The sequence below is a fragment of the Halomonas sp. H10-59 genome, from assembly GCF_040070555.1.
In the GTDB taxonomy this organism is placed as follows: domain Bacteria; phylum Pseudomonadota; class Gammaproteobacteria; order Pseudomonadales; family Halomonadaceae; genus Halomonas; species Halomonas litopenaei.
On record NZ_CP098828.1, the window covers coordinates 1,337,050 to 1,356,170 of the forward strand.

A 19,121-nucleotide genomic window follows, 5' to 3' on the forward strand; every position below is an offset into this window, starting at 1 on the left:
CGAGGCCGGAATGCGGCAGTAGTGCGCAGCGCGGGAATAGCTCAGTGGTAGAGCACAACCTTGCCAAGGTTGGGGTCGCGAGTTCGAATCTCGTTTCCCGCTCCAATGCGTCCCATTCGTCTAGTGGTCCAGGACACCGCCCTTTCACGGCGGGAACAGGGGTTCGAACCCCCTATGGGACGCCACTTTCCGGTACAATTTGCGATGCGTTTGCGGGAATAGCTCAGTGGTAGAGCACAACCTTGCCAAGGTTGGGGTCGCGAGTTCGAATCTCGTTTCCCGCTCCATGCGTCCCATTCGTCTAGTGGTCTAGGACACCGCCCTTTCACGGCGGGAACAGGGGTTCGAACCCCCTATGGGACGCCACTTCGCAGCGCAGGCAGGACACGATGAAGACATCGTTGGACTGCATCGATCAAGCGGGAATAGCTCAGTGGTAGAGCACAACCTTGCCAAGGTTGGGGTCGCGAGTTCGAATCTCGTTTCCCGCTCCAGTATCGAGAAGCGTCTCAAATACCTGTGAAAAGCACATCGCCAGAAGCAGCAACAGTCGCCTGAGCGACGCGAATCATCGCGTTGATCGGCGATTTTTTTGTGCTTGCGCGAAGCGAGTCCGGCGTAAGACCATCGAGTGCCCCCTGCGTCGACGCCGCATTTGCCGCTTTGTCCGGTTGAAGATGCTCCCGACCGACCCCATATGCTAAGCCTTCTATCGAATAGCGAATCCCGTCGCTCGGCACGGCGCGATCGCGACGGGTTGGGCAAGCTGATGCCAACCGTCAACGTCGAGTCACCCGCGACAGGCAAGCTAGCGAAGGCGTGCAGCGCTTGGCGTCCGATCTCATGCTTCAAAGCCCAAGCTTTCAACCCTGACACCAAGGATCCCTCATGGCCGAACCGGCTCTGTCCATTCGAGGCCTGACCAAGGTCTACGGCAATGGCTTCAAGGCCCTAAAGGGCATCGACCTCGACGTCCAGCAGGGCGACTTCTACGCCTTGCTTGGCCCTAATGGGGCGGGCAAGTCCACCACCCTGGGCGTGGTCTGTTCGCTGGTGCAGAAGACCGCCGGCCAGGTAAAGATCTTCGGCATCGATATCGACGAGGACTTCGCCCGGGCCAAGTACCATCTCGGGGTGGTGCCGCAGGAGTTCAACTTCAACCAGTTCGAGCGGGTCATCGATATCGTGCTGGCCCAGGCCGGCTACTACGGCATGCCTCGCCGTGAAGCGTTGCCTCGGGCGGAAAGTCTGCTCAGGGACCTCAGCCTGTGGGACAAGCGCAACGGCAGCGCACGCATGCTGTCCGGCGGCATGAAGCGCCGCCTGATGATCGCCCGCGCGCTGATGCACCGTCCCAAGCTGTTGATCCTCGATGAGCCCACCGCCGGGGTGGATATCGAGTTGCGCCGCAGCATGTGGGAGTACATGCGGCGTATCAACCGCGAGGAAGGCACCACCATCATCCTGACCACCCACTATCTGGAAGAGGCGGAGAGCCTGTGCCGCAACGTGGGCATCATCAACCACGGCGAGATCGTCAGGAACACCAGCGTACGCGAGCTACTGAGTGAGCTCGACACCGAGACCTTCCTGCTGGATCTGGCCGAACCCATCGATCATGCCCCCGCCATCGACGGCTTCGAGGTCAAGCAGGTGGACAGCGCCCAGCTATCGGTGATGGTGCATCGCGGGCAGTGCCTCAACGACGTCTTCGATGCCCTCAAGGCAGACGGCGTGCGGGTGCTGTCGATGCGCAACCGGGCCAACCGGCTGGAGGAAATGTTCGTGTCCATGGTGGAAAGCGGCAACGCCGACAAGGAGCTGAGAGGATGAACCCGAGTCAGATCGCGATCGCCCTGTGGACCCTGGTAGCCAAGGAAGTCCGGCGCTTTACCCGGATCTGGCCGCAGACCCTGTTGCCACCGTCGATCACCATGACGATGTACTTCATCATCTTCGGCAACCTGATCGGCTCGCGCATCGGTGAGATGGACGGCTACAGCTACATGGACTTCATCGTCCCGGGGCTGATCATGATGTCGGTGATCACCAACAGCTACTCCAACGTGGCCTCGTCGTTCTTCTCCAACAAGTTCCAGCGCAGCGTCGAGGAGATGATGGTCTCGCCGATGCCCAACTGGGTGATACTGGCGGGCTTTATCCTCGGCGGCATGGCGCGCGGGCTCGGTGTCGGCATCATCGTCACCGGGGTGTCGCTGTTCTTCACCCGTATCGAGGTGGCCCACCCGCTGTTGACCATCGGGGTGGTGATCCTGACCGCGGCACTGTTCGCCACCGGCGGCTTCATCAATGCTCTGCTCGGCAAGAAGTTCGACGATATCTCCATCGTGCCGACCTTCGTGCTGACGCCGCTGACCTACCTGGGTGGGGTCTTCTACTCGATCTCGCTGCTGCCGGCCTTCTGGCAGGGCGCCTCGATGCTCAACCCCATCCTCTACATGGTCAATGTCTTCCGCTACGGTTTCCTTGGTGTCTCCGACATCCCGGTCGGCTGGGCGCTCGCCGCCATCTTCGGCTTTATCGTGGCACTGTTCGCCATCGCCCTGTGGATGCTGGAAAACGGCAAGGGCATTCGCAGTTGATCGCACCGGCCGCCTCGGGCGGCCGGTAGCCGTTTGTCTCTCGGACTCTCTCTTGTTCAGGTATTGCCATGTCCACTATCCCCCGGGATCCCCACCACCGCCCCGACACCCTGACCGATGCGCCGCTGGGGCGGGAGTCGGACTATCCCGAGCGCTACGATGCGCAGCTTCTGTTTCCCATCGAACGCGCCGCCAACCGCAAACCGCTGGGAATCGAGGAGGGGGCGCTGCCCTTCGTCGGCGAGGATGAATGGCACGCCTTCGAGCTGTCTTGGCTGACGCCCAGGGGCAAGCCCTGTGTCGCCGTGGCACGCTTTCGTCTGCCGGCAAGCTCGCCTCGGCTGATCGAGTCCAAGTCCTGGAAGCTTTACCTCAATAGCCTGAATCAGACCCGCTTTGCTGGCCACGACGAACTGATCGAAACGCTGAAGCGTGACCTGAGCGAGGCCGCCGGGGCAGAGGTCAGCGTGGAGATCCTGGCGGTGGACGATAGTGAGCTTAACCCGCGCCCATTGCCGGGGGAGTGCATCGACGATCAGGACATCGAGATCAGCGACTATACGCCGAGTCCGGAGCACCTTGCGGTCAGTGACGAGATCGTCGAGGAAATACTGACGTCCCACCTGCTCAAGTCCAACTGCCCGGTGACCGGCCAGCCCGACTGGGGCAGCGTGATGATCCGCTACCGCGGTCCCCGGCTCGATCGCGAAGGCCTTCTGCGCTACATCGTCGGCTATCGCCAGCATCAGGACTTCCACGAGCACTGCGTCGAGCATATCTTCATGGACCTGATGGACAGGGCTCGCCCAGAACGGCTCTTGGTGCTGGCACGTTACGTGCGCCGCGGTGGTCTCGACATCAGCCCCTGGCGCGGTACTCCCGGCGAGACACCGCCCACGCCGCTGCGCCTGGCGCGCCAGTAGTCGGCAATGGCTCAGGGCGATAGCGATAGCGCCACAGACAATACCCGAGTGATCTGGTAGGGTAATGCGAAGAATTCTCGATCGCTGAACAGTGACAGGGCTCGGACCCTCTGGAGTGACACGATGGATGCAATGACACTGCTGCACGAGCGCAGCTCCATGGGCAAGCTGATGGGACCGGCCCCCAGCCGTGAGCAGCTCGAGGCGATCTACTGCGCCGCCCTGCGCGCACCGGATCACAAGGAGCTCAGACCCTGGCGGTTTATCGAGTTCTCCGGCGAGGGACTCGACCGCCTGGGTGAATTGTTCGCCGAGGCCGAATTTCGCGAAGACCCCAAGGCGACAGATGAGTGCCTCAACAGCGCCCGAATGAAGCCCAAGCGCGCACCCATGATCATCGGTGTCGTCGCCAAGGTGGACCCGGACGTGCCCAAGGTGCCGAAGATCGAGCAGGTCATCTCCGCCGGCTGCGCTGCCCACGGCATCCTGCTGGCCGCCCACGCCCTGGGGCTCGGCGCCATGTGGCGCAGCGGCAAGTACGCCTTCGACGACACCGTGCGCAAGGGCCTCAGGCTCGGCGACGACGACGAACTGGTCGCCTTTATCTACATCGGCCAGCTCGGAGGCCGCCACAAGCCCATCGCCTGTCACGATAGTGAGGATTTTGTCGAGCGTTGGGACTAGTAGAGAGCCGAGCGTTGGGACTGAACCATGGATGATTTGATCAGACGCGTTGGCACGGCCCACCCGCGGCCCGTCTTGCCGCCCGAGGGAGGCGAGGACGACCCCGGGGCCTTTCTCGACTGGCTGGGTGAGGCCATCCCCCTGGTCGGGTCGCTTGGCATCACCCGCATGGCGCGCGACCAGGACTCGCTGCGCTGGGAGCTTGCCCTGACCCCTAACCTCAACGACAAGGGCACCGGTTTTGGCGGCTCGCTGGCCGCCCAGACCACCTTGCTCGGCTGGTGCTGGACCACCCTGTGGCTGCGCCGTCGAGGCTACAACCGCGACGTAGTGGTGGCCGAGGCCAGCCAGCGCTTTCTCGCCCCGGTGACCGGCGACTACCGCCTGATCTGCCGACCCGAGGCAAGCAGCTCCGCAGACGTTGATGCCAGTGGTCCGGCAGGGCCGGGTAGTGCCGGGCAGGTCAGCAGGGAAACAGGCGCCGAAGCGGCGCTCGAGCAGCGCCTGGCGGAACGCGGCAAGGGCCGCATTGCCCTGGTCCAGCAGCTGTGGTGCGGCGACACCCTGTGCCTGGAAGCGAGGGGGGACTACGCCGTGCTGGCCAGTGAGCCACCCATTGCAGCATGCTGACGCCATCGCGCCGCTTCGCCATCAGACCCCGAACTGCCACGCGACGAATCTGATGTAAGCCGAAAAACGGCTTGCAATCGAGAACTTAAAGCGATAAAGTATGCGCCGTCTTGAGGGATAAGCACCGCGCAACGCGGGCATCATGTTTCTCGAGATGACAATGCGGAGGGGTGTCCGAGTGGTCGAAGGAGCACGCCTGGAAAGTGTGTAAGTCGAAAGGCTTCGAGGGTTCGAATCCCTCCCCCTCCGCCACAGAATTTGAGAAAGCCGCTGAGAAATCAGCGGCTTTTTTCTATGTGAATTCTATCCGCGTTGACCCCACCCCAATCCATGCAGGGTGTCTGTCCTTCCTCAGGTTCGCCAGCCTGATCCATCTGGCAGCGGTAAAGCCTCGCTTCACAGCACCGGAATTGACGATACCTCCCACTCTCAAACGGCAGATCTCCACCGCGTGGCACAGCACGCTGGCAGCAGGCCGGGCTTGCCCAGCCCAGGGGCTAGCGGAGAAAATTAGTCGTTTACCTATTGAGAGGGAGGTGCGTTTTGGCACACCTGTTTATCTACGGGACCTTGGGGCCGGGCGGACCCAACGAACACGTCATGCAGGCCATCGGCGGCCATTGGCAACCGGGCAGCATCAAGGGACGGCTGCACCAGGCGGGTTGGGGCGCCGAGATGGGCTTCCCTGGCCTGGTGCTGGATGACGCCGGCGACGATATCCAAGGCCACGTCTTCGTGTCCGACGCACTACCGGAACACTGGGCGGCCCTGGACGAGTTTGAGGGGCCCGAGTACCAACGTACCCCAGTCACCGTCAGCCTCGATGATGGCGGTAGGGTCGAGGCCTACGTCTACGCCCTGCGCAGAGAGGCCTGACGAGGGGGCTGATCTCACCCCGCGGTGGTGTGGAAAGGCGCGTCAAACCGGCCTGGTGGTGATCATTTCCCGTACCGCAAGATCACCGGCTATCGAAATACGTGTGGCGAGCTTTTCGCATTGGCGGTGGATCACTTACCAGTGAAAGGTCTGTGAAATACCATCCTCGCTCGCCGCCGATGCCATAGTCCAAGCTGTACATCAGATGCCATCAAGCTAGCCGATCCCGGGCCGCGAGTGCGGCTTTCTGCGCGAGTGCAGCTTTCTACGCGAGCGCTGCTTCCTACTAAGTGCAGCTTGAGACTGAGATGCTGCTGCGGCCCGGCAGGGTCGTCGCGGTGAGTCAGGCCTACCCTGGCGATGGTAGGGCTGCTTCAGGTCCGCGCGGGTATCTCTTGGCTACTGCCTTCATGGATGGGCCAGGGTCAGCTTGGGCGACAGGGCGTGTGGGTCTACCTTCAAGTCCAGGATCGCGGGAACCCCTGCCTCTCTGGCTGCCTGCAGTGCGGCTGGAAATTCGCTATCGCTGGTCGCGGTTGCGCCAAAGCCCCCGTAACTTCTGGCGAGTGCAGCGAAGTCGGGATTGTGCATCCGTGTTCCCGAGGGGCGGTCCGGATACTTTCGTTCCTGATGCATGCGAATGGTGCCGTACATGCCGTTGTTGGACACCAGAACGATGACATTTGCGCCGTACTGACAGGCAACACCAAACTCTTGCATCACCATCTGAAAGCAGCCATCCCCGGCCAGGCAGACCACGTCTCGCTCGGGGTGGCGCAATTTGGCGGCGATCGCTGCCGGCAAGCCGTAGCCCATTGAGCCACTGGTGGGGGCAAGCTGGGTGGGCCAGTTGCGATAGCGATAGTAGCGATGAAGCCACGCGGAGTAGTTCCCGGCACCATTTGTCAGGATGGCATCCTCACCGAGCGCCTCGTTGAGGTGAGAGATGACTTGTTCCATCTTCAGGTCACCGGGGCTCTGCTGTGGTTGCTGCCACTCCTCGTAGTCCGAGCGCGCGCCGGTGATCCATTGCTCACGCGGTGACTCCGGCGACCTTGCTGCATCGGCCAGCTGACAGACGAGCTCAGCAGCGTTCGCGACGACGCCGAGGGCCGGTCGATAGACGCGACCAATTTCCGCAGCGTCTGCGTGGACGTGTACGAGGGTCTGTCGCGGCAGGGGAGGCGTCAGCAAGGTGTAACCGCTGGTCGTCATTTCGCCCAGTCGAGCACCGAGTGAGAGAATGACATCGGCGTTCTTGACGCGTTCCGCGAGCTTGGGATTGATGCCGATACCAACGTCGCCAACATAGTGTGAATGTCGGTTGTCGAGATAGTCCTGGCAGCGAAAAGAGGCTCCCACCGGTAGCGCGGCCTTGTCGGCAAATCGTCCGAGCGCATTGGCGGCTTTCTGTGACCAGGGCCCACCGCCGACGATAACCAATGGGCGTTCGGCCTTTGCCAGCATGTCGACAATGGCGCCGACATCGCTCTCAGCCGCCTTGCCCGAAGGTAGCGTGGCAGCCGGTACAGCCGGGGCGCCAGTGTAGTCTGATGAAAGGATGTCCTCGGGAAGTGCGAGCACAACAGGACCCGGACGGCCGCTTTGAGCGACATGGAAGGCGTGGCTTACGTACTCAGGAATCCGGTCGACGCGATCAATTTCCGCGACCCATTTTGCCAATGGATGGAACATGGCCCGGTAGTCGACTTCCTGGAAGGCTTCTCTGTCGCGCTGATCGCTCGCCACCTGCCCAATGAAGAGGATCATGGGCGTCGAGTCCTGGTAGGCGACATGTACGCCACAGGAAGCGTTGGTGGCGCCGGGGCCCCGAGTGACGAAAGCGATGCCGGGACGCCCGGTAAGTTTCCCATCGGCTTCGGCCATCAGCGAGGCCCCGCCTTCGTGTCGCGTCACGATGGTGTCCACGCCGGAATCGAAAAGACCATCAAGAGCGGCCAGGTAGCTTTCTCCAGGCACACAAAATACCCGCTCCACCCCCTGTGCCTCGAGGGCTTCGACGAGAACTTTTCCACCATGACGTGACGGTTGTTCACTCATAAATCTAGACCCTTGTTCTTATAGAAAGTCTTCGCGAGCTGCCAGGCGCTCAGCCGCGCGTTCGAAGCGTAGGCGTGTCGCGCTGCGAGCTAGCGATGCGTCTTGTATTGCCAGTGCATCTCTCACCGCGCGATGTTCATCCAGAATGGAAGGGCCGAATTCAGAAGCCGCTGCATTCTTCAGAAAGGCCGAGCGCAGGTTGCTCTGTATATTCCCCTCAATCATGCCGATAACCTCGACATAATATTCATTGTCAGAAGCTTCGGTAATGCGGCGATAGAATTCGAGCTCGGTATCGACTCTTTGCTCAAGCGCTCCATCTGGACCGAGTGCGTCGAGTCGCTCGATTTCTGCAAAGAGTTCTTCTAAAGCCTGCATTTGCTCAGCCGTGCGTGTTCCAGCGGCAAGCGCCGAGGCTCCTGCCTGCACCTCTGCTCTAAGCTGAAGCAACTTTATGATCTGCTTGCGTTTTTCGAAACATCCCGGGCTGATGCGAAACGCTGACCGATTGGTGGTTTCCGTAATAAAAGTGCCGACGCCACGTCGTGAGTCGACGACGCCATCGTACTTGAGAAGCGAAATCGCCTCGCGGATCACCGTGCGCGCAACGCCAAATTTCTTGGAAAGTACCGCCTCGGTGGGAAGGCGGTCGCCAGGCTGAAGCTGGCCTCCTTCGATCGCCTTGGTCAGGGCTGCCGCGACCTCATCAGGTAGCCGGCGAGGGCGATCAATACGCCCATAGATTTCAAAATCCTGCATTGGGATGTCTTCCTGATCGTCTGAACAGCTCAAGCCGCGACGCGTCGTTGAAGCGTAGGCCATGCGACCTGCAAGGAGCTAGTGCGACAAAGGTAGCACTAAAAACAGTTGTCAGACAAACTGACATTAAGTAGTTTGAGACTAAAAGCCGGCGTGATCATGAGCATGTGTTCGATGGTCGGTTTGCTGACGCCTCCCGTGGGTATGGTTCTCTTTGCAACATCGTCGATTGCCAAAATCAGCGTCGGCCGCTTGTCGCGTGCCTTGACGCCTTACTTGATTGGTCTTTTCGTGGTGTTGATGGCCGTCGTCATGATTCCAGCGATATCGACATGGCTCCCTGATCTGGTGATGAACTCATGAATAAACTTGATCGAGTGGTGGGCCAACTCCTGCGCGCGATTGCCTCGTTCTGTTTGGCAGCGTTATTCATCCTGCTGTTTTCAAGCGTCATTGCGCGCAGCTTTCAACTTGCGAGCTTTGCATGGCTGGATGAGGTGGTAAGGGGCTTGTTTTCCTGGATGGTATTCATGGGCTCCGCTGCTTTATGGCGAGAGCGGGCACATTTCAGAGTGGATTGGCTCGAGCAGGTGATAGGGCAAAAGCGTGCTGCACCGTTGCTCAAGGCCTTTCTGGCATTGCTATCCCTTGGGTTCATGCTCGCCATGACGTGGTACGGATGGGAGCTGACGGCACGGAGCAGTGAAGTAACGCCTGTACTGAACCTTCCGACGGGGCTTTTCTATGCCGCTATCCCCATCTCGGGAACATTGATGATGATTTACTCATTGCGTGATCTGTTTGAATCGATCGCGGACGTTAAAGCGCCATTTTCTACCATGATGAAGGAGAAGTAAGATGATCTACGATCTAAGAACATACATCTGCCGCCCGGGTACCATCAAGAAACACATGAAGCTCTATGAAGACCACGGGTGGAAGGTGCAGAGTAAACACTTGGGGTATCCCGTTGTTTATGGGGCGGTTGAAACGGGTGATGTCAACTCCTATGTTCATGTGTGGATGTACGAGGATGCGGCCGACCGCGCAGCCAAGCGCCAGAAGCTACAGGCAGACCCGGAGTGGAAAGAGTATCTCGCGAAAAGCGCCGAGGCGGGGTATCTGGTCAGCCAGGAGAACAAGATACTCGTCGCCGCGCCTTTTTTTGATCCCATTCACGAGAAGAAGGGGGAAGGGTAGTGCAACAAACGTGCGGTTTTGATGCAAGTTTATGCTGGCCGATTGGCTCAGACTGTTTTGTCTAGTTGGGGAGGGCATGACGATGATGTGCGTGACCCATGAAATGGAATTTGCCAAGGCCGTGGCCGTTCGTATCGTCTTCATGGACGCGGGCAAGATCGTCGAGATCAACGAACCGACCGGGTTCTTCACCAACCCGCAGAACGAACGGCTGCAGAACTTCCTGGGTCAGATTACCTGAGCTGACAAAGGGCCAGGCCTCCCTGCCGGTGCGTGCCGGCAGGGGGGCTTTGTCGATGTGATAGTCGTATCGAGTTTTTCAAACTTCTGGCGGCTTCTCAGTAGAGTCTCCACTTACTATCGACACAGGGCAGCACGCGCTGCCCTGCGTGTGTGAGCGGTAATTTATCCGAGCACGCCCTGGCTACGCAGGTAGTCGTCGTAGCTGCCACTGAAGTCGACGATGCCATCGTCCTTCATCTCGATGACGCGGGTGGCCAGTGAGCCGACGAACTCGCGGTCGTGGCTGACGAAGATCAGGGTGCCGGGATAGTGCTCGAGCGCCAGGTTGAGCGCCTCGATGGACTCCATGTCGAGGTGGTTGGTGGGCTCGTCCATCACCAGCACGTTGGGGTTCTGCAGCGAGAGCTTGCCGAACAGCATGCGTCCCTGTTCACCGCCTGAAATCACCTTCACCGACTTGCCGATATCATCATTGGAGAACAGCATCCGCCCGAGGGCGCCGCGCACGATCTGCTCACCGGCGGTGGTCCACTGCTGCATCCATTCGAACAGGGTTTCGCCCCCCTCGAAGTCCGCCGCGTGGTCCTGGGCGAAATAGCCCACTTCGGCGGCATCGGTCCATTTGACCTCACCGGCATCGGGCTCCATCGCGCCGACCAGGCAGTTGAGCAGGGTGGTCTTGCCGATGCCGTTGGGGCCGATGATGGCGACCCGCTCTCCGGCTTCGATGCGCAACCCGAAGCGCTCGAACAGGACATTGTCGTCCCAGGCCTTGGACAGCGCTTCCACTTCCAGCGCCTGGCGGTGGATCTTCTTGTTCTGCTCGAAGCGAATGAACGGACTGATCCGTGATGACGGCTTGATCTCGTCGAGCTGGATCTTGTCGATCCTGCGCTGGCGTGAGGTCGCCTGCTTGGCCTTGGAGGCATTGGCCGAGAAGCGACTGACGAACTGCTTCAACTCGGCAATTTCTGCCTTTTTCTTGGCGTTTTCGGACTGCAGACGTTCACGCGCCTGGGTGGCCGCGGTCATGTACTCGTCATAGTTGCCGGGGAACAGCTGCAGCTCGCCGTAGTCCAGATCCGCCATGTGCGTGCACACACTGTTCAGGAAGTGGCGATCGTGGGAGATGATGATCATGGTCGACGAGCGCGCACGAAGAATGTCCTCGAGCCAGCGAATCGTGTTGATGTCCAGGTGGTTGGTCGGCTCATCGAGCAGCAGCACGTCGGGGTCGCTGAACAGCGCCTGAGCGAGCAGTACGCGCAGTTTCCAGCCCGGTGCCACCACACTCATCGGCTGGTCGTGCTGCTCAAGCGGAATCCCCAGACCCAGCAGCAGCTCACCGGCACGAGCCTCGGCGGTGTAGCCGTCGAGCTCGGCGTAGCGGACTTCGAGGTCTGCCACCGCCATGCCGTCTTCTTCGCTCATCTCGGCCTGGGAGTAGATGCGCTCGCGCTCAGCGGTCACGCTCCACAGTTCTTCGTTGCCCATGATGACGGTGTCGATGACACGTTCGTCCTCGAAGGCGAACTGGTCCTGGCGCAACTTGCCCAGGCGAGTGGTGGCGTCCTTCATCACCTGGCCGCTGGTCGGCTCGAGGTCGCCCCCGAGGATCTTCATCAGGGTCGACTTGCCACAGCCGTTGGCCCCGATCAGACCGTAGCGGTGGCCCTGGCCGAATTTGACAGAAACGTTTTCAAACAGCGGCTTGGGGCCAAACTGCATGGTGATGTTGGCGGTAGAGAGCACGGCAGAGTATCTCGCGGGATGAACATGAATGAGAGACTTGGGCCGGCACGGCAAGGGGCTTCGACCAAAGTGGAGGGCGCATTGTACGCGTCTGACCCGGTGGCTAGCTACTCGAGAACCGGGCGGCACCGGCAGCTGCCGGCCGGCGGGGCAGGGAAGGCCTTTGAAACGTGGAGTGAATCTTGGCGGTACGTCGTGAGAGGGGAGGGGTGGCAGGCTCGGTTTAGCCTCGTGTGTTGGTGGGCGTGTGTAAACGGGTGAAGCGGTCTCGTGATACCGTCAAGTGCTTGTCCAGCTCCCGCTCGGCCAGGAAGGTGTTGCGCTTCAGGGCGTTGGCAATATCGTAGTGGCCGGCGTTGGATAGATCGAAGGTGCGGGTCATGTTGTTGCGAGCGAGGCGGATCTTGTCTGCTACCAGGCGATAGGAGTCAATGAGGTATTGATTGCCGGAAGATTCGATCAAGGTCATGTGGTATTGGTAGTCGAACGCTTCATAGCTCAGCCAGTCTTCTTTCGAGATGGCTTCATCCATCTGATGGCACAGGGTCAACAGACTGTCTGAGAGGGATAACACATCTCGAGACATGTGCAGGGCGCCAATCTCCATCATCTTTCGGTACGCCATGAGCTGTTCAAGCTCGGTCAGCGTGGGGTTCCAGATCCTGTTGCCGCTCTTGGGTGAAATGGTGATCAGCCCTTCATGCTGCAGGCGTTTCAACGCCTCGCCTACCGGGCTGCGTCCAATCCCGAGGCCCTCGGTCAATTCCTTGATCGAGATCTTCTGGTCCAGGGCATAGGTGCCTTTCAGGACGCGATCCTTGATGATGGTATATGCCTGCTGCGACATCGACTCGGCACCGTCGGCCATCCTTCTTCTCCTGTTCTTGCTCTTTAGACCGTATCCGTTCCGCCGTGACAACGGGCGAGGTGCCAATGACACCAAGCCCGTGTGTTTTACTGTCGATCGTGGACTTAGTCCAGTTCTGGCGATACTGCGCCGGTATTGACTGGTGCATCGATGCCAGTGGTGGTCGGCGTTAGATACTTCTTGCCATCGATATCTCGCACCGCCGTTTCGTTGAACAGATCCCGATTCAGCATCAGCATGAAGCTACGTCCAACGATGGCGATGACGAAGCACAGCGGGAACCCAGTCAGGATCGATATCGTCTGTAGTGGCGTCAAGCTTTCTGGATTGAGGAAGTAGAGCGCTGTGGAGACCAGCCCGACCAGCACCAGCCAGAAAGACGCGTTATAGCGTGACGCCTCCTGCTCGGGAAGCAGGGTCTTTTGCGTCGCCGAGGCTAGTGAATAGCCGACCGCACATTGACCGCTGACATAGGACAGCAGGGCTACCAGACCGAACACCACGATGAACAGTCCTGCGGCAGGCAGTTGCTCGAGCATGGCCTTCACCACCTCGCCGCGACCCGCCTCGTTCATCACCGCGATGAGGTCCAGTTGGCCGCTGGTCTGGAGGTGGATGCCGAATGCCGGAAAGACCATGTAGAACACCATGCAGCCCAGCGACCCGGCCACCAGGCCGGCGAAGACGATTCCCCGAATGGTCCTGCCACGCGATATCTTGGCGATGAAAAGTCCATAAGGCAGGGCGTAGACGACCCACCAGGAGAAGTAGAAGATCGTCCAGGCTTGGGGAAAGCCGGTATTGCGAATAACGTCTGTGGCGAAGCTCATGTAGATGAAGTTCTGGAGCATCAGGCCCAGCCCGTCTACCGATTGGTTGAGCGTGAAAGACAGCGGGCCACACGCCAGGACGCCCACCAGCAAGGCAATATCCAGGCGGACGTTGAAATTGGACAGACGAGCGACGCCTTTCTGCAGGCCGAGGATCAGCGCCATCATGGGAATGGCGGTCCACAGAAATATCACGAAGACGTCGAGTACCGGGTTGCCTGCCTGCATGCCAAATGCGTAGGCGAAGGTGCTCGAAATAAGCGGCGTGCCAAGGGCGATCGACGTCATGACGCCGCCGATGATGCCGAACATATACAGAAAGTTGATGGCGTGACCGACCAGGCCATCGGCCCAGCGCCCTAGCACCGGGCGAGTCAGTTCACTGAGTTTCAGGTTGCGTTGCTTGCGGACGTACATGGCATAGCCGATCGGTATCGCGCAGGCGATATACCAGGCCCATGCCGAGGGGCCCCAGTGAAACATGCCGAACGCGCTGGCCCAGCGTGCCGCCTCTGCACTACCGGGCTCGGCGCCGAAGGGAGGCGACTGCATGATCCAGATCCATTCGGCGGCGCTGAGGTACAGCAGGCTACCGCCGGTGCCCGAGGTGAAGATCATGCCCAGCCAGGTGAGGGTCGAGAATTCTGGACGAGTGTCGCGGTCTCCCAGAACCACCTTGCCGTAACGCGACATCGCCAGATACAGGCAGAAGCTGATCGCGCCGATGGTGGCCAGCAGGAAGAACCAGCCAAGTTCGTTGGTGGTGAAGGCGTGAATCTGATGGAGGAGGCTCCCACTCTGCTCGGGCCAGAGGGAAAAGACCAGAGCCAGTAGCAGGGTGAGGAGGAGTGCAGGCATGAACACCGCTGGATCGATGCCGGCGATTTCCTTTCTTATTTTCTGATAGCGCATGGGCGAAGCCTTTGCAGGTGAAAACAAAAACCCTGTCGAAGCAGGGGGCAGGCGTGTTGTGGCTATCTAAAATGCTAGTTTAGGGATTGTCTTTCAACTGCTGTGCGAGGGTGATGTCGTGTTAGAGCGAGAGATGTCACTGAGTGAGCCCTTGAATTTCCATAAAAAACAAACATATGAAGGTTTGTTGTGTTTTGGTTAAAGGTTTTTCGCTACGACAAAAGTCTATGCTGCTGTGATGCGTATGACTATTTCGCGTCTTCACAACACCAAATCTAGAATGTTAGATTGTGGTCAGTCATCACCTTTCCTGGCTGGAGCAGCCCGCATGGTTTCAGAGGTCGACATCATCATCATTGGAGCAGGCTCCGCCGGCTGTGTACTGGCGGAAAGGCTGTCACAGGATTGCGATCGACAGGTGCTGGTGATCGAGGCAGGAGCACGCGGCAAGACGCCGACAATCTCGGTGCCGGCAGGGTTCGTCCATCACTTCAACAGTTCTCGCTACAACTACTGCTATCGCTCCGAACCTGAGCCCGAGCTGGGGCAGCAGCGGGTTTACCAGCCCCGGGGGAAGGGGGTTGGTGGCTCCGGTGCGATCAACGCCATGATCTACGTGCGTGGTGATCGGCGAGACTTCGATGACTGGGCTGCGGTCAGCTCTCCACGTTGGTCCTATGACGCTGTCCTGCCCTATTTTCGGCGCCTGGAGCGACACCATAGCGAGGACACACGGTATCACGGTCGTGATGGAAGCATTGGGGTCCTTTCCACCCGGGATAGTGCCCCCGAGCTTTGCCATGCCTTCTTCGCTGCCTGTGACGCGTCTGGACTGCCGAATAATCATGACTTCAACGGCGAGCGCCTGGATGGCTATGGCTTCTACGACATGAATGTTCGGGCCGGCCTGCGTTCATCGAGCGCTCGGGAATACCTGACCCCGGCGCTGAAGCGCTCGAATCTGTCGCTGATGACGCAGACCCAGGCGAGGCGACTGGTGTTCGAGGGGCGACGTGCCGTCGGTGTCGAGGTCGCGTGCGGTGGCGAACGACGCATGATCAAGGCCCGCCAGGAGGTAATCCTGTGTGCCGGAGCGGTGGATTCCCCGAAGTTGTTGCAGCTTTCTGGCGTTGGTGACGCCAAGGCGTTGGCGCGACTGGGCATCGACAGTGTCATCGACAACCCCAGAGTTGGGCAGAATCTGCAGGATCACTTGTGCGGCAGTCTGTTCTTCGAGAGTCGCGAGCCGACACTCAACGTGACGCTTGGCCGGCTGACGGGCAAGTTGCGGGCTGGCTGGGACTACGTGAGTCGCCGCCAAGGTCCGTTGGCCTTTGGCGTCAAGCACGCTGGCGCCTTTGTCCCCCTCGAGCGGACGAGGGTGTCGGGTCACGGGGAGCACTCGGTGCAAGAGAGTGGCGACGGTCACGCCAAGGCGCAGGTGTTCTTCAATCCCATCTCCTACGCCCTGCCGGAGGAGGCCGGGGGGCGCCTGGTGTTGCATCGGCACGCCGAGGTGTCGCTTTTCTACAATGTCTGCCGACCCTACAGTCGCGGCTCCGTGACGCTGAAGAGCGCTGACCCCGACGATGCGCCGGCGATTCACAATCGTTACCTGTCCGATGCTCGTGACAAGGCAGAACTGCTCGCGGCCTTTCGTCAGGTACGCAGTCTAGCCAGCGCGGGGCCGCTCAAGGACATCCTGGTCGATCACTGCGGATACGCCGATATGCACAGTGACGAGGCCATTCTCGACGACTTCCGGGCGTCGTGCGGGTCGATCTACCACCTCTGTGGAAGCTGCGCCATGGGTACCCGGCTCGAGAATTCGGTCGTCGACCCGTCACTCAAGGTTCACGGAGCCGAGGGCCTGAGGGTCGTCGACGCGTCCATCTTTCCCAACATTACCTCCGGCAATACCCAAGCCCCCACCTTGATGGTGGCCGAGGTGGCCGCCGACATCATTCGCCAGTCCTGGAACACTTAGATGAAAATCAAGAAGGTCGAATCTTTCTACAGCGAGGACGTTGGTATCGTCCGCGTCACCATGGCCGACGGCAGCCAGGGCGTGGGCCAGGTGTCCACCTACAACGCCGACATCAGTGTCGAGATCATGCATCGTCAGGTGGTTCCCTGGTTCGAGGGGCGCGATATCAACGGGATTGATGATATCGCTGACAGCGTGGCCCTGGTGCTGGAACGCCAGCACAAGTTTCTGGGCTCCTATCTCTATCGCGCGCTGTGCGGTGTCGAGACGGCGCTGTGGGACTGGCTCGGCAAGGCTCATGACAAGACGGTCTGCGAGCTACTCGGTGGTTCGGTTCGACCGCTCAGGGTCTATGCCTCCAGCATGAAGCGCGACATTACCCCCGAGCAGGAAGCTGAACGCTTTCTACGCTTGCGTGATCGCCACGGCTATGACGCTTTCAAGTTTCGTGTGGGCGCCGAGTGCGGTCGTAACCAGGATGAATGGCCGGGGCGCACGGAGGCGATCATCCCGACCATTCGTCGAGCCATGGGGCCTGACGTCGACCTGCTGGCCGACGCCAACAGCTGCTTTCGACCGGAGCGCGCCATCGAGGTAGGGCGTCTTCTGCAGGACAATGGCATCCAGCATTTCGAAGAACCCTGCCCCTATTGGGAAATGGAGTGGACTCGCCAGGTCACGGCCGCGCTGTCGCTGGACGTGACAGGGGGCGAGCAGGATCACTATCTGCCGGCCTGGCAGAAGATGATCGATGACCGCGTGGTCGACGTACTGCAGCCAGACATCTGCTACATGGGCGGCATCACACGCACCCTTCAGGTGGTGGAAATGGCCCGCAAGGCTGGGCGTGTCGTGACCCCTCACACCGCGAATCTCAGCCTGGTGACCATCTTCACCCTGCACCTTCAAGGGGCCATCGACAATGCTGGCCCTTATCTCGAGTTTTCCATCGAGGAAGACGACTACTATCCCTGGCAGTACGGCATCTATGACAACTTCCCGGTGGCCAAGGATGGCAAGGTTGCCATCCCCGACGAGCCAGGCTGGGGCATCCGCGTGCGCCAGGACTGGCTGGAATCCGCCCACTACCGAGCGAGCGAATTGACATGACAGCACTCAAGACTCTTTGCGAGAAAGCCGGCGTGATCGATCCGACGCCGCACCTTACGCCGCAGCACTTCATTGACGGGCGGTGGCATACGTCTACCTCGGGCGAGACTATCGAGGTTACCGATCCCGGCAGCGAGAGCACGATTGCGCACATCGCCAGGGGCACCCCGGAAGACGTCGAGGCTGCAGTAACCGGCAGCCAGCGTGCCTTCGAACACTGGCGCCGCCTTGCGCCTGCCGACCGGGCCGAGCACCTCTTTCGTCTCGCCGACACGGTGCGCCGCAATAGCGAACTGCTCTCGGTCATCGAGTGTCTGGATTCGGGCAAACCCTACGCCGAGGCCGAAGCCGATATTCAAGGGGCGGCATCACAGCTCGCCTACTATGCAGGGCTAGCCGACAAGATCGAGGGAAGCACCACCCCCCTGGGCGACGGGTTTGTCTCGATCAATCGTCGCGAGCCGGTGGGGGTGACCGCCCACGTCGCTCCGTGGAACTTTCCGCTGTTGACCGCCGTACGCGGGATCGCCCCGGCACTGGCGGCCGGCTGTACCGCGGTCGTCAAACCGTCCGAGCTGACGTCGCTGTCCACGCTGGTCATGGCGGCCTTGTTCAGCGAAGCCGGCCTGCCCGACGGTGTGGTCAATGTCGTGACCGGCTATGGTCACGATATTGGCGATGCCCTGACGTCCCATCGTCTGGTTCAGCACGTGACCTTTACCGGTTCGGTTGCGACCGGGAAGCAGGTAATGAAGTCAGCTGCCGACAATGTTTCCAGCGTGCTGCTGGAGCTTGGCGGCAAGTCCCCTGCCGTGGTGCTGGCAGACGCCGATATCGACAAGGTCGCTGAGGACATGGTCTGGGCGATCTACTACAACGCCGGCCAGGTATGCACCGCCGGTTCACGCCTGGTGATCCACGAGTCCCAGCACGAAGCCTTCATGCAGGCCTTTCTGCCGCGCGTGGCGGAGCTGACATTGGGACATGGCCTCAAGGGACGAGACATCGGCGCCATCAACTCCGCTGGCCACCTGGCCAAGATTGCCTCCTTCGTCGACGACGCCAAGGCGCGCGGCTTGACCATCCGCTGTGGAGGAAATGTTACCCATGACCCTGAGAGTGGCAAGGGGCTCTTCTTTGAGCCCACCGTGATTGATCGACTGGAGCGTGATGATCGACTGGTGCAGGAAGAGATCTTTGGTCCGGTCCTGGCGGTGCAGGTGGTCGCCAGCGATGAGGAAGCCCTCTCGATTGCCAATGGCACCGACTACGGCCTTGCCGCCTGTGTCTACAGCCGCGATGTCGCCAGGGCGCTTAAACTTGCCGCCGAGATCGATGCTGGTCAGGTCACCATCAACCAGTACTTTGCCGGCGGAATATACGCACCGGTCGGTGGCACCAAGCACTCAGGGTTTGGCCGAGAAAAGGGCCTTTTGGCAGTCGACAATTACCTGAGGAACAAGAACGTGACGGTCAAGCTCTAGGGCTTGTCTGAAAAGTGCCTGCGCTCGGTAATACGGCGTTAAAAATCGGCTGGTGCGCCAGCCCGGTCAAAATGCTCATTTACACCCCGTAAACTGCGCTTTCTCACCGATTTTTGCCTTGTCTAACCTTCGCTCGTCGACTTTTCGGACAGCGTCTAGCGTCCCTGGACGGCTGAATGATACCGCGCCACCCGTGTGG

General features: G+C 60.1%; 17 protein-coding genes, 6 tRNA genes and 1 pseudogene. 19 read left to right on the top strand and 5 right to left on the bottom strand.

Features of this window, described 5'->3' with window-relative positions:
• The first annotated feature begins 30 nt into the window (after window positions 1-30).
• The 12 genes from NFG57_RS05995 to NFG57_RS06050 all read left to right on the top strand — a co-directional run bounded on the left by NFG57_RS05995 (window position 31) and on the right by NFG57_RS06050 (window position 5,716).
• Window positions 31-105, top strand: a tRNA-Gly gene (locus tag NFG57_RS05995).
• A 4-nt stretch (window positions 106-109) separates the two neighbouring features.
• Window positions 110-185, top strand: a tRNA-Glu gene (locus NFG57_RS06000).
• 27 nt (window positions 186-212) lie between these two features.
• A tRNA-Gly gene (locus tag NFG57_RS06005) sits at window positions 213-287 on the top strand.
• A gap of 3 nt (window positions 288-290) precedes the next feature.
• A tRNA-Glu gene (locus NFG57_RS06010) sits at window positions 291-366 on the top strand.
• A gap of 53 nt (window positions 367-419) precedes the next feature.
• Window positions 420-494, top strand: a tRNA-Gly gene (locus NFG57_RS06015).
• A 394-nt stretch (window positions 495-888) separates the two neighbouring features.
• Window positions 889-1,833 (top strand): ABC transporter ATP-binding protein, encoded by a 945-nt coding sequence (locus NFG57_RS06020; RefSeq protein ID WP_108131650.1) that lies wholly within the window; start codon window positions 889-891, stop codon window positions 1,831-1,833.
• Window positions 1,830-2,603 carry an ABC transporter permease gene (locus NFG57_RS06025; protein WP_108131651.1) on the top strand — a complete coding sequence of 258 codons (774 nt, stop codon included), beginning with the start codon at window positions 1,830-1,832 and terminating at the stop codon, window positions 2,601-2,603. Before NFG57_RS06020 ends, NFG57_RS06025 begins: the two co-directional genes overlap by 4 nt.
• Before the next feature lie 68 nt (window positions 2,604-2,671).
• Window positions 2,672-3,526, top strand: coding sequence for an NADPH-dependent 7-cyano-7-deazaguanine reductase QueF (gene queF / locus NFG57_RS06030; protein ID WP_348815647.1), 855 nt, complete (start codon window positions 2,672-2,674; stop codon window positions 3,524-3,526).
• Window positions 3,527-3,649: 123 nt separating this feature from the next.
• Entirely contained in the window at window positions 3,650-4,210 is a 561-nt protein-coding gene (locus NFG57_RS06035; RefSeq protein WP_045993706.1) for a nitroreductase, read from the top strand.
• A gap of 27 nt (window positions 4,211-4,237) precedes the next feature.
• Window positions 4,238-4,840, top strand: coding sequence for a YiiD C-terminal domain-containing protein (locus NFG57_RS06040; protein WP_348815648.1), 603 nt, complete (start codon window positions 4,238-4,240; stop codon window positions 4,838-4,840).
• Between the two features lie 164 nt (window positions 4,841-5,004).
• Window positions 5,005-5,092, top strand: a tRNA-Ser gene (locus NFG57_RS06045).
• A gap of 291 nt (window positions 5,093-5,383) precedes the next feature.
• The gene (locus NFG57_RS06050; RefSeq protein ID WP_222515385.1) at window positions 5,384-5,716 is read left to right on the top strand and encodes a gamma-glutamylcyclotransferase; all 333 of its coding nucleotides are present in this window, start codon (window positions 5,384-5,386) and stop codon (window positions 5,714-5,716) included.
• A 408-nt stretch (window positions 5,717-6,124) separates the two neighbouring features.
• On the opposite strand, the gene NFG57_RS06055 is transcribed toward NFG57_RS06050, so the two are convergent.
• Together NFG57_RS06055 and NFG57_RS06060 are read right to left on the bottom strand one after the other, a co-directional pair.
• On the bottom strand, window positions 6,125-7,777 hold the full coding sequence (locus NFG57_RS06055) for a thiamine pyrophosphate-binding protein (protein ID WP_348815649.1): 1,653 nt from the start codon (window positions 7,775-7,777) through the stop codon (window positions 6,125-6,127).
• Window positions 7,778-7,795: 18 nt separating this feature from the next.
• Window positions 7,796-8,536, bottom strand: coding sequence for a GntR family transcriptional regulator (locus NFG57_RS06060; protein ID WP_222515383.1), 741 nt, complete (start codon window positions 8,534-8,536; stop codon window positions 7,796-7,798).
• Window positions 8,537-8,689: 153 nt separating this feature from the next.
• On the opposite strand from NFG57_RS06060, the gene NFG57_RS06065 reads away from it, so the two are divergent.
• From NFG57_RS06065 to NFG57_RS06080, 4 genes and pseudogenes are all read left to right on the top strand, one after another.
• Window positions 8,690-8,899 (top strand): TRAP transporter large permease subunit, encoded by a 210-nt coding sequence (locus NFG57_RS06065; RefSeq protein ID WP_348816160.1) that lies wholly within the window; start codon window positions 8,690-8,692, stop codon window positions 8,897-8,899.
• Window positions 8,896-9,393, top strand: coding sequence for a TRAP transporter small permease (locus NFG57_RS06070; protein WP_348815650.1), 498 nt, complete (start codon window positions 8,896-8,898; stop codon window positions 9,391-9,393). Before NFG57_RS06065 ends, NFG57_RS06070 begins: the two co-directional genes overlap by 4 nt.
• 1 nt (window position 9,394) lies before the next feature.
• Window positions 9,395-9,736, top strand: a complete 342-nt coding sequence (locus NFG57_RS06075; protein WP_348815651.1) for an NIPSNAP family protein — start codon at window positions 9,395-9,397, stop codon at window positions 9,734-9,736.
• 70 nt (window positions 9,737-9,806) lie between these two features.
• Window positions 9,807-9,977: pseudogene (locus tag NFG57_RS06080) on the top strand (amino acid ABC transporter ATP-binding protein); the annotation flags it as partial.
• A 164-nt stretch (window positions 9,978-10,141) separates the two neighbouring features.
• On the opposite strand, the gene NFG57_RS06085 reads toward NFG57_RS06080, so the two are convergent.
• The 3 genes from NFG57_RS06085 to NFG57_RS06095 form a co-directional block, all read right to left on the bottom strand.
• Window positions 10,142-11,731 carry an ABC-F family ATPase gene (locus NFG57_RS06085; RefSeq protein ID WP_124802350.1) on the bottom strand — a complete coding sequence of 530 codons (1,590 nt, stop codon included), beginning with the start codon at window positions 11,729-11,731 and terminating at the stop codon, window positions 10,142-10,144.
• Between the two features lie 223 nt (window positions 11,732-11,954).
• Window positions 11,955-12,599: a GntR family transcriptional regulator gene (locus NFG57_RS06090; RefSeq protein WP_213228402.1), complete on the bottom strand. Its 645-nt coding sequence runs from the start codon at window positions 12,597-12,599 to the stop codon at window positions 11,955-11,957.
• Window positions 12,600-12,703: 104 nt separating this feature from the next.
• The gene (locus tag NFG57_RS06095) at window positions 12,704-14,341 is read right to left on the bottom strand and encodes a BCCT family transporter (RefSeq protein WP_287165745.1); all 1,638 of its coding nucleotides are present in this window, start codon (window positions 14,339-14,341) and stop codon (window positions 12,704-12,706) included.
• Between the two features lie 328 nt (window positions 14,342-14,669).
• Between NFG57_RS06095 and NFG57_RS06100 the strand changes: the two genes are divergently transcribed.
• From NFG57_RS06100 to NFG57_RS06110, 3 genes are read left to right on the top strand one after another with little or no spacing between them, the layout of a single operon-like run.
• The gene (locus NFG57_RS06100) at window positions 14,670-16,328 is read left to right on the top strand and encodes an FAD-dependent oxidoreductase (RefSeq protein ID WP_348815652.1); all 1,659 of its coding nucleotides are present in this window, start codon (window positions 14,670-14,672) and stop codon (window positions 16,326-16,328) included.
• Window positions 16,329-17,438, top strand: coding sequence for a mandelate racemase/muconate lactonizing enzyme family protein (locus tag NFG57_RS06105; protein ID WP_348815653.1), 1,110 nt, complete (start codon window positions 16,329-16,331; stop codon window positions 17,436-17,438).
• A complete protein-coding gene (locus NFG57_RS06110; RefSeq protein ID WP_348815654.1) occupies window positions 17,435-18,922 on the top strand; it encodes an aldehyde dehydrogenase family protein in 1,488 nt (495 codons plus the stop codon). Before NFG57_RS06105 ends, NFG57_RS06110 begins: the two co-directional genes overlap by 4 nt.
• The last annotated feature ends 199 nt before the right edge of the window (window positions 18,923-19,121 follow it).

Excerpts from the sequence above, each read along its gene's own strand:
- NFG57_RS06105 (WP_348815653.1), top strand. The coding sequence starts at position 16,329 with ATGAAAATCAAGAAGGTCGAATCTTTCTACAGCGAGGACGTTGGTATC.
- NFG57_RS06070 (WP_348815650.1), top strand. The coding sequence starts at position 8,896 with ATGAATAAACTTGATCGAGTGGTGGGCCAACTCCTGCGCGCGATTGCC.
- NFG57_RS06035 (WP_045993706.1), top strand. The coding sequence starts at position 3,650 with ATGGATGCAATGACACTGCTGCACGAGCGCAGCTCCATGGGCAAGCTG.
- queF (WP_348815647.1), top strand. The coding sequence starts at position 2,672 with ATGTCCACTATCCCCCGGGATCCCCACCACCGCCCCGACACCCTGACC.
- NFG57_RS06055 (WP_348815649.1), bottom strand. The coding sequence starts at position 7,777 with ATGAGTGAACAACCGTCACGTCATGGTGGAAAAGTTCTCGTCGAAGCC.
- NFG57_RS06025 (WP_108131651.1), top strand. The coding sequence starts at position 1,830 with ATGAACCCGAGTCAGATCGCGATCGCCCTGTGGACCCTGGTAGCCAAG.
- NFG57_RS06040 (WP_348815648.1), top strand. The coding sequence starts at position 4,238 with ATGGATGATTTGATCAGACGCGTTGGCACGGCCCACCCGCGGCCCGTC.
- NFG57_RS06090 (WP_213228402.1), bottom strand. The coding sequence starts at position 12,599 with ATGGCCGACGGTGCCGAGTCGATGTCGCAGCAGGCATATACCATCATC.
- NFG57_RS06020 (WP_108131650.1), top strand. The coding sequence starts at position 889 with ATGGCCGAACCGGCTCTGTCCATTCGAGGCCTGACCAAGGTCTACGGC.
- NFG57_RS06110 (WP_348815654.1), top strand. The coding sequence starts at position 17,435 with ATGACAGCACTCAAGACTCTTTGCGAGAAAGCCGGCGTGATCGATCCG.
- NFG57_RS06095 (WP_287165745.1), bottom strand. The coding sequence starts at position 14,341 with ATGCGCTATCAGAAAATAAGAAAGGAAATCGCCGGCATCGATCCAGCG.
- NFG57_RS06100 (WP_348815652.1), top strand. The coding sequence starts at position 14,670 with ATGGTTTCAGAGGTCGACATCATCATCATTGGAGCAGGCTCCGCCGGC.
- NFG57_RS06075 (WP_348815651.1), top strand. The coding sequence starts at position 9,395 with ATGATCTACGATCTAAGAACATACATCTGCCGCCCGGGTACCATCAAG.
- NFG57_RS06060 (WP_222515383.1), bottom strand. The coding sequence starts at position 8,536 with ATGCAGGATTTTGAAATCTATGGGCGTATTGATCGCCCTCGCCGGCTA.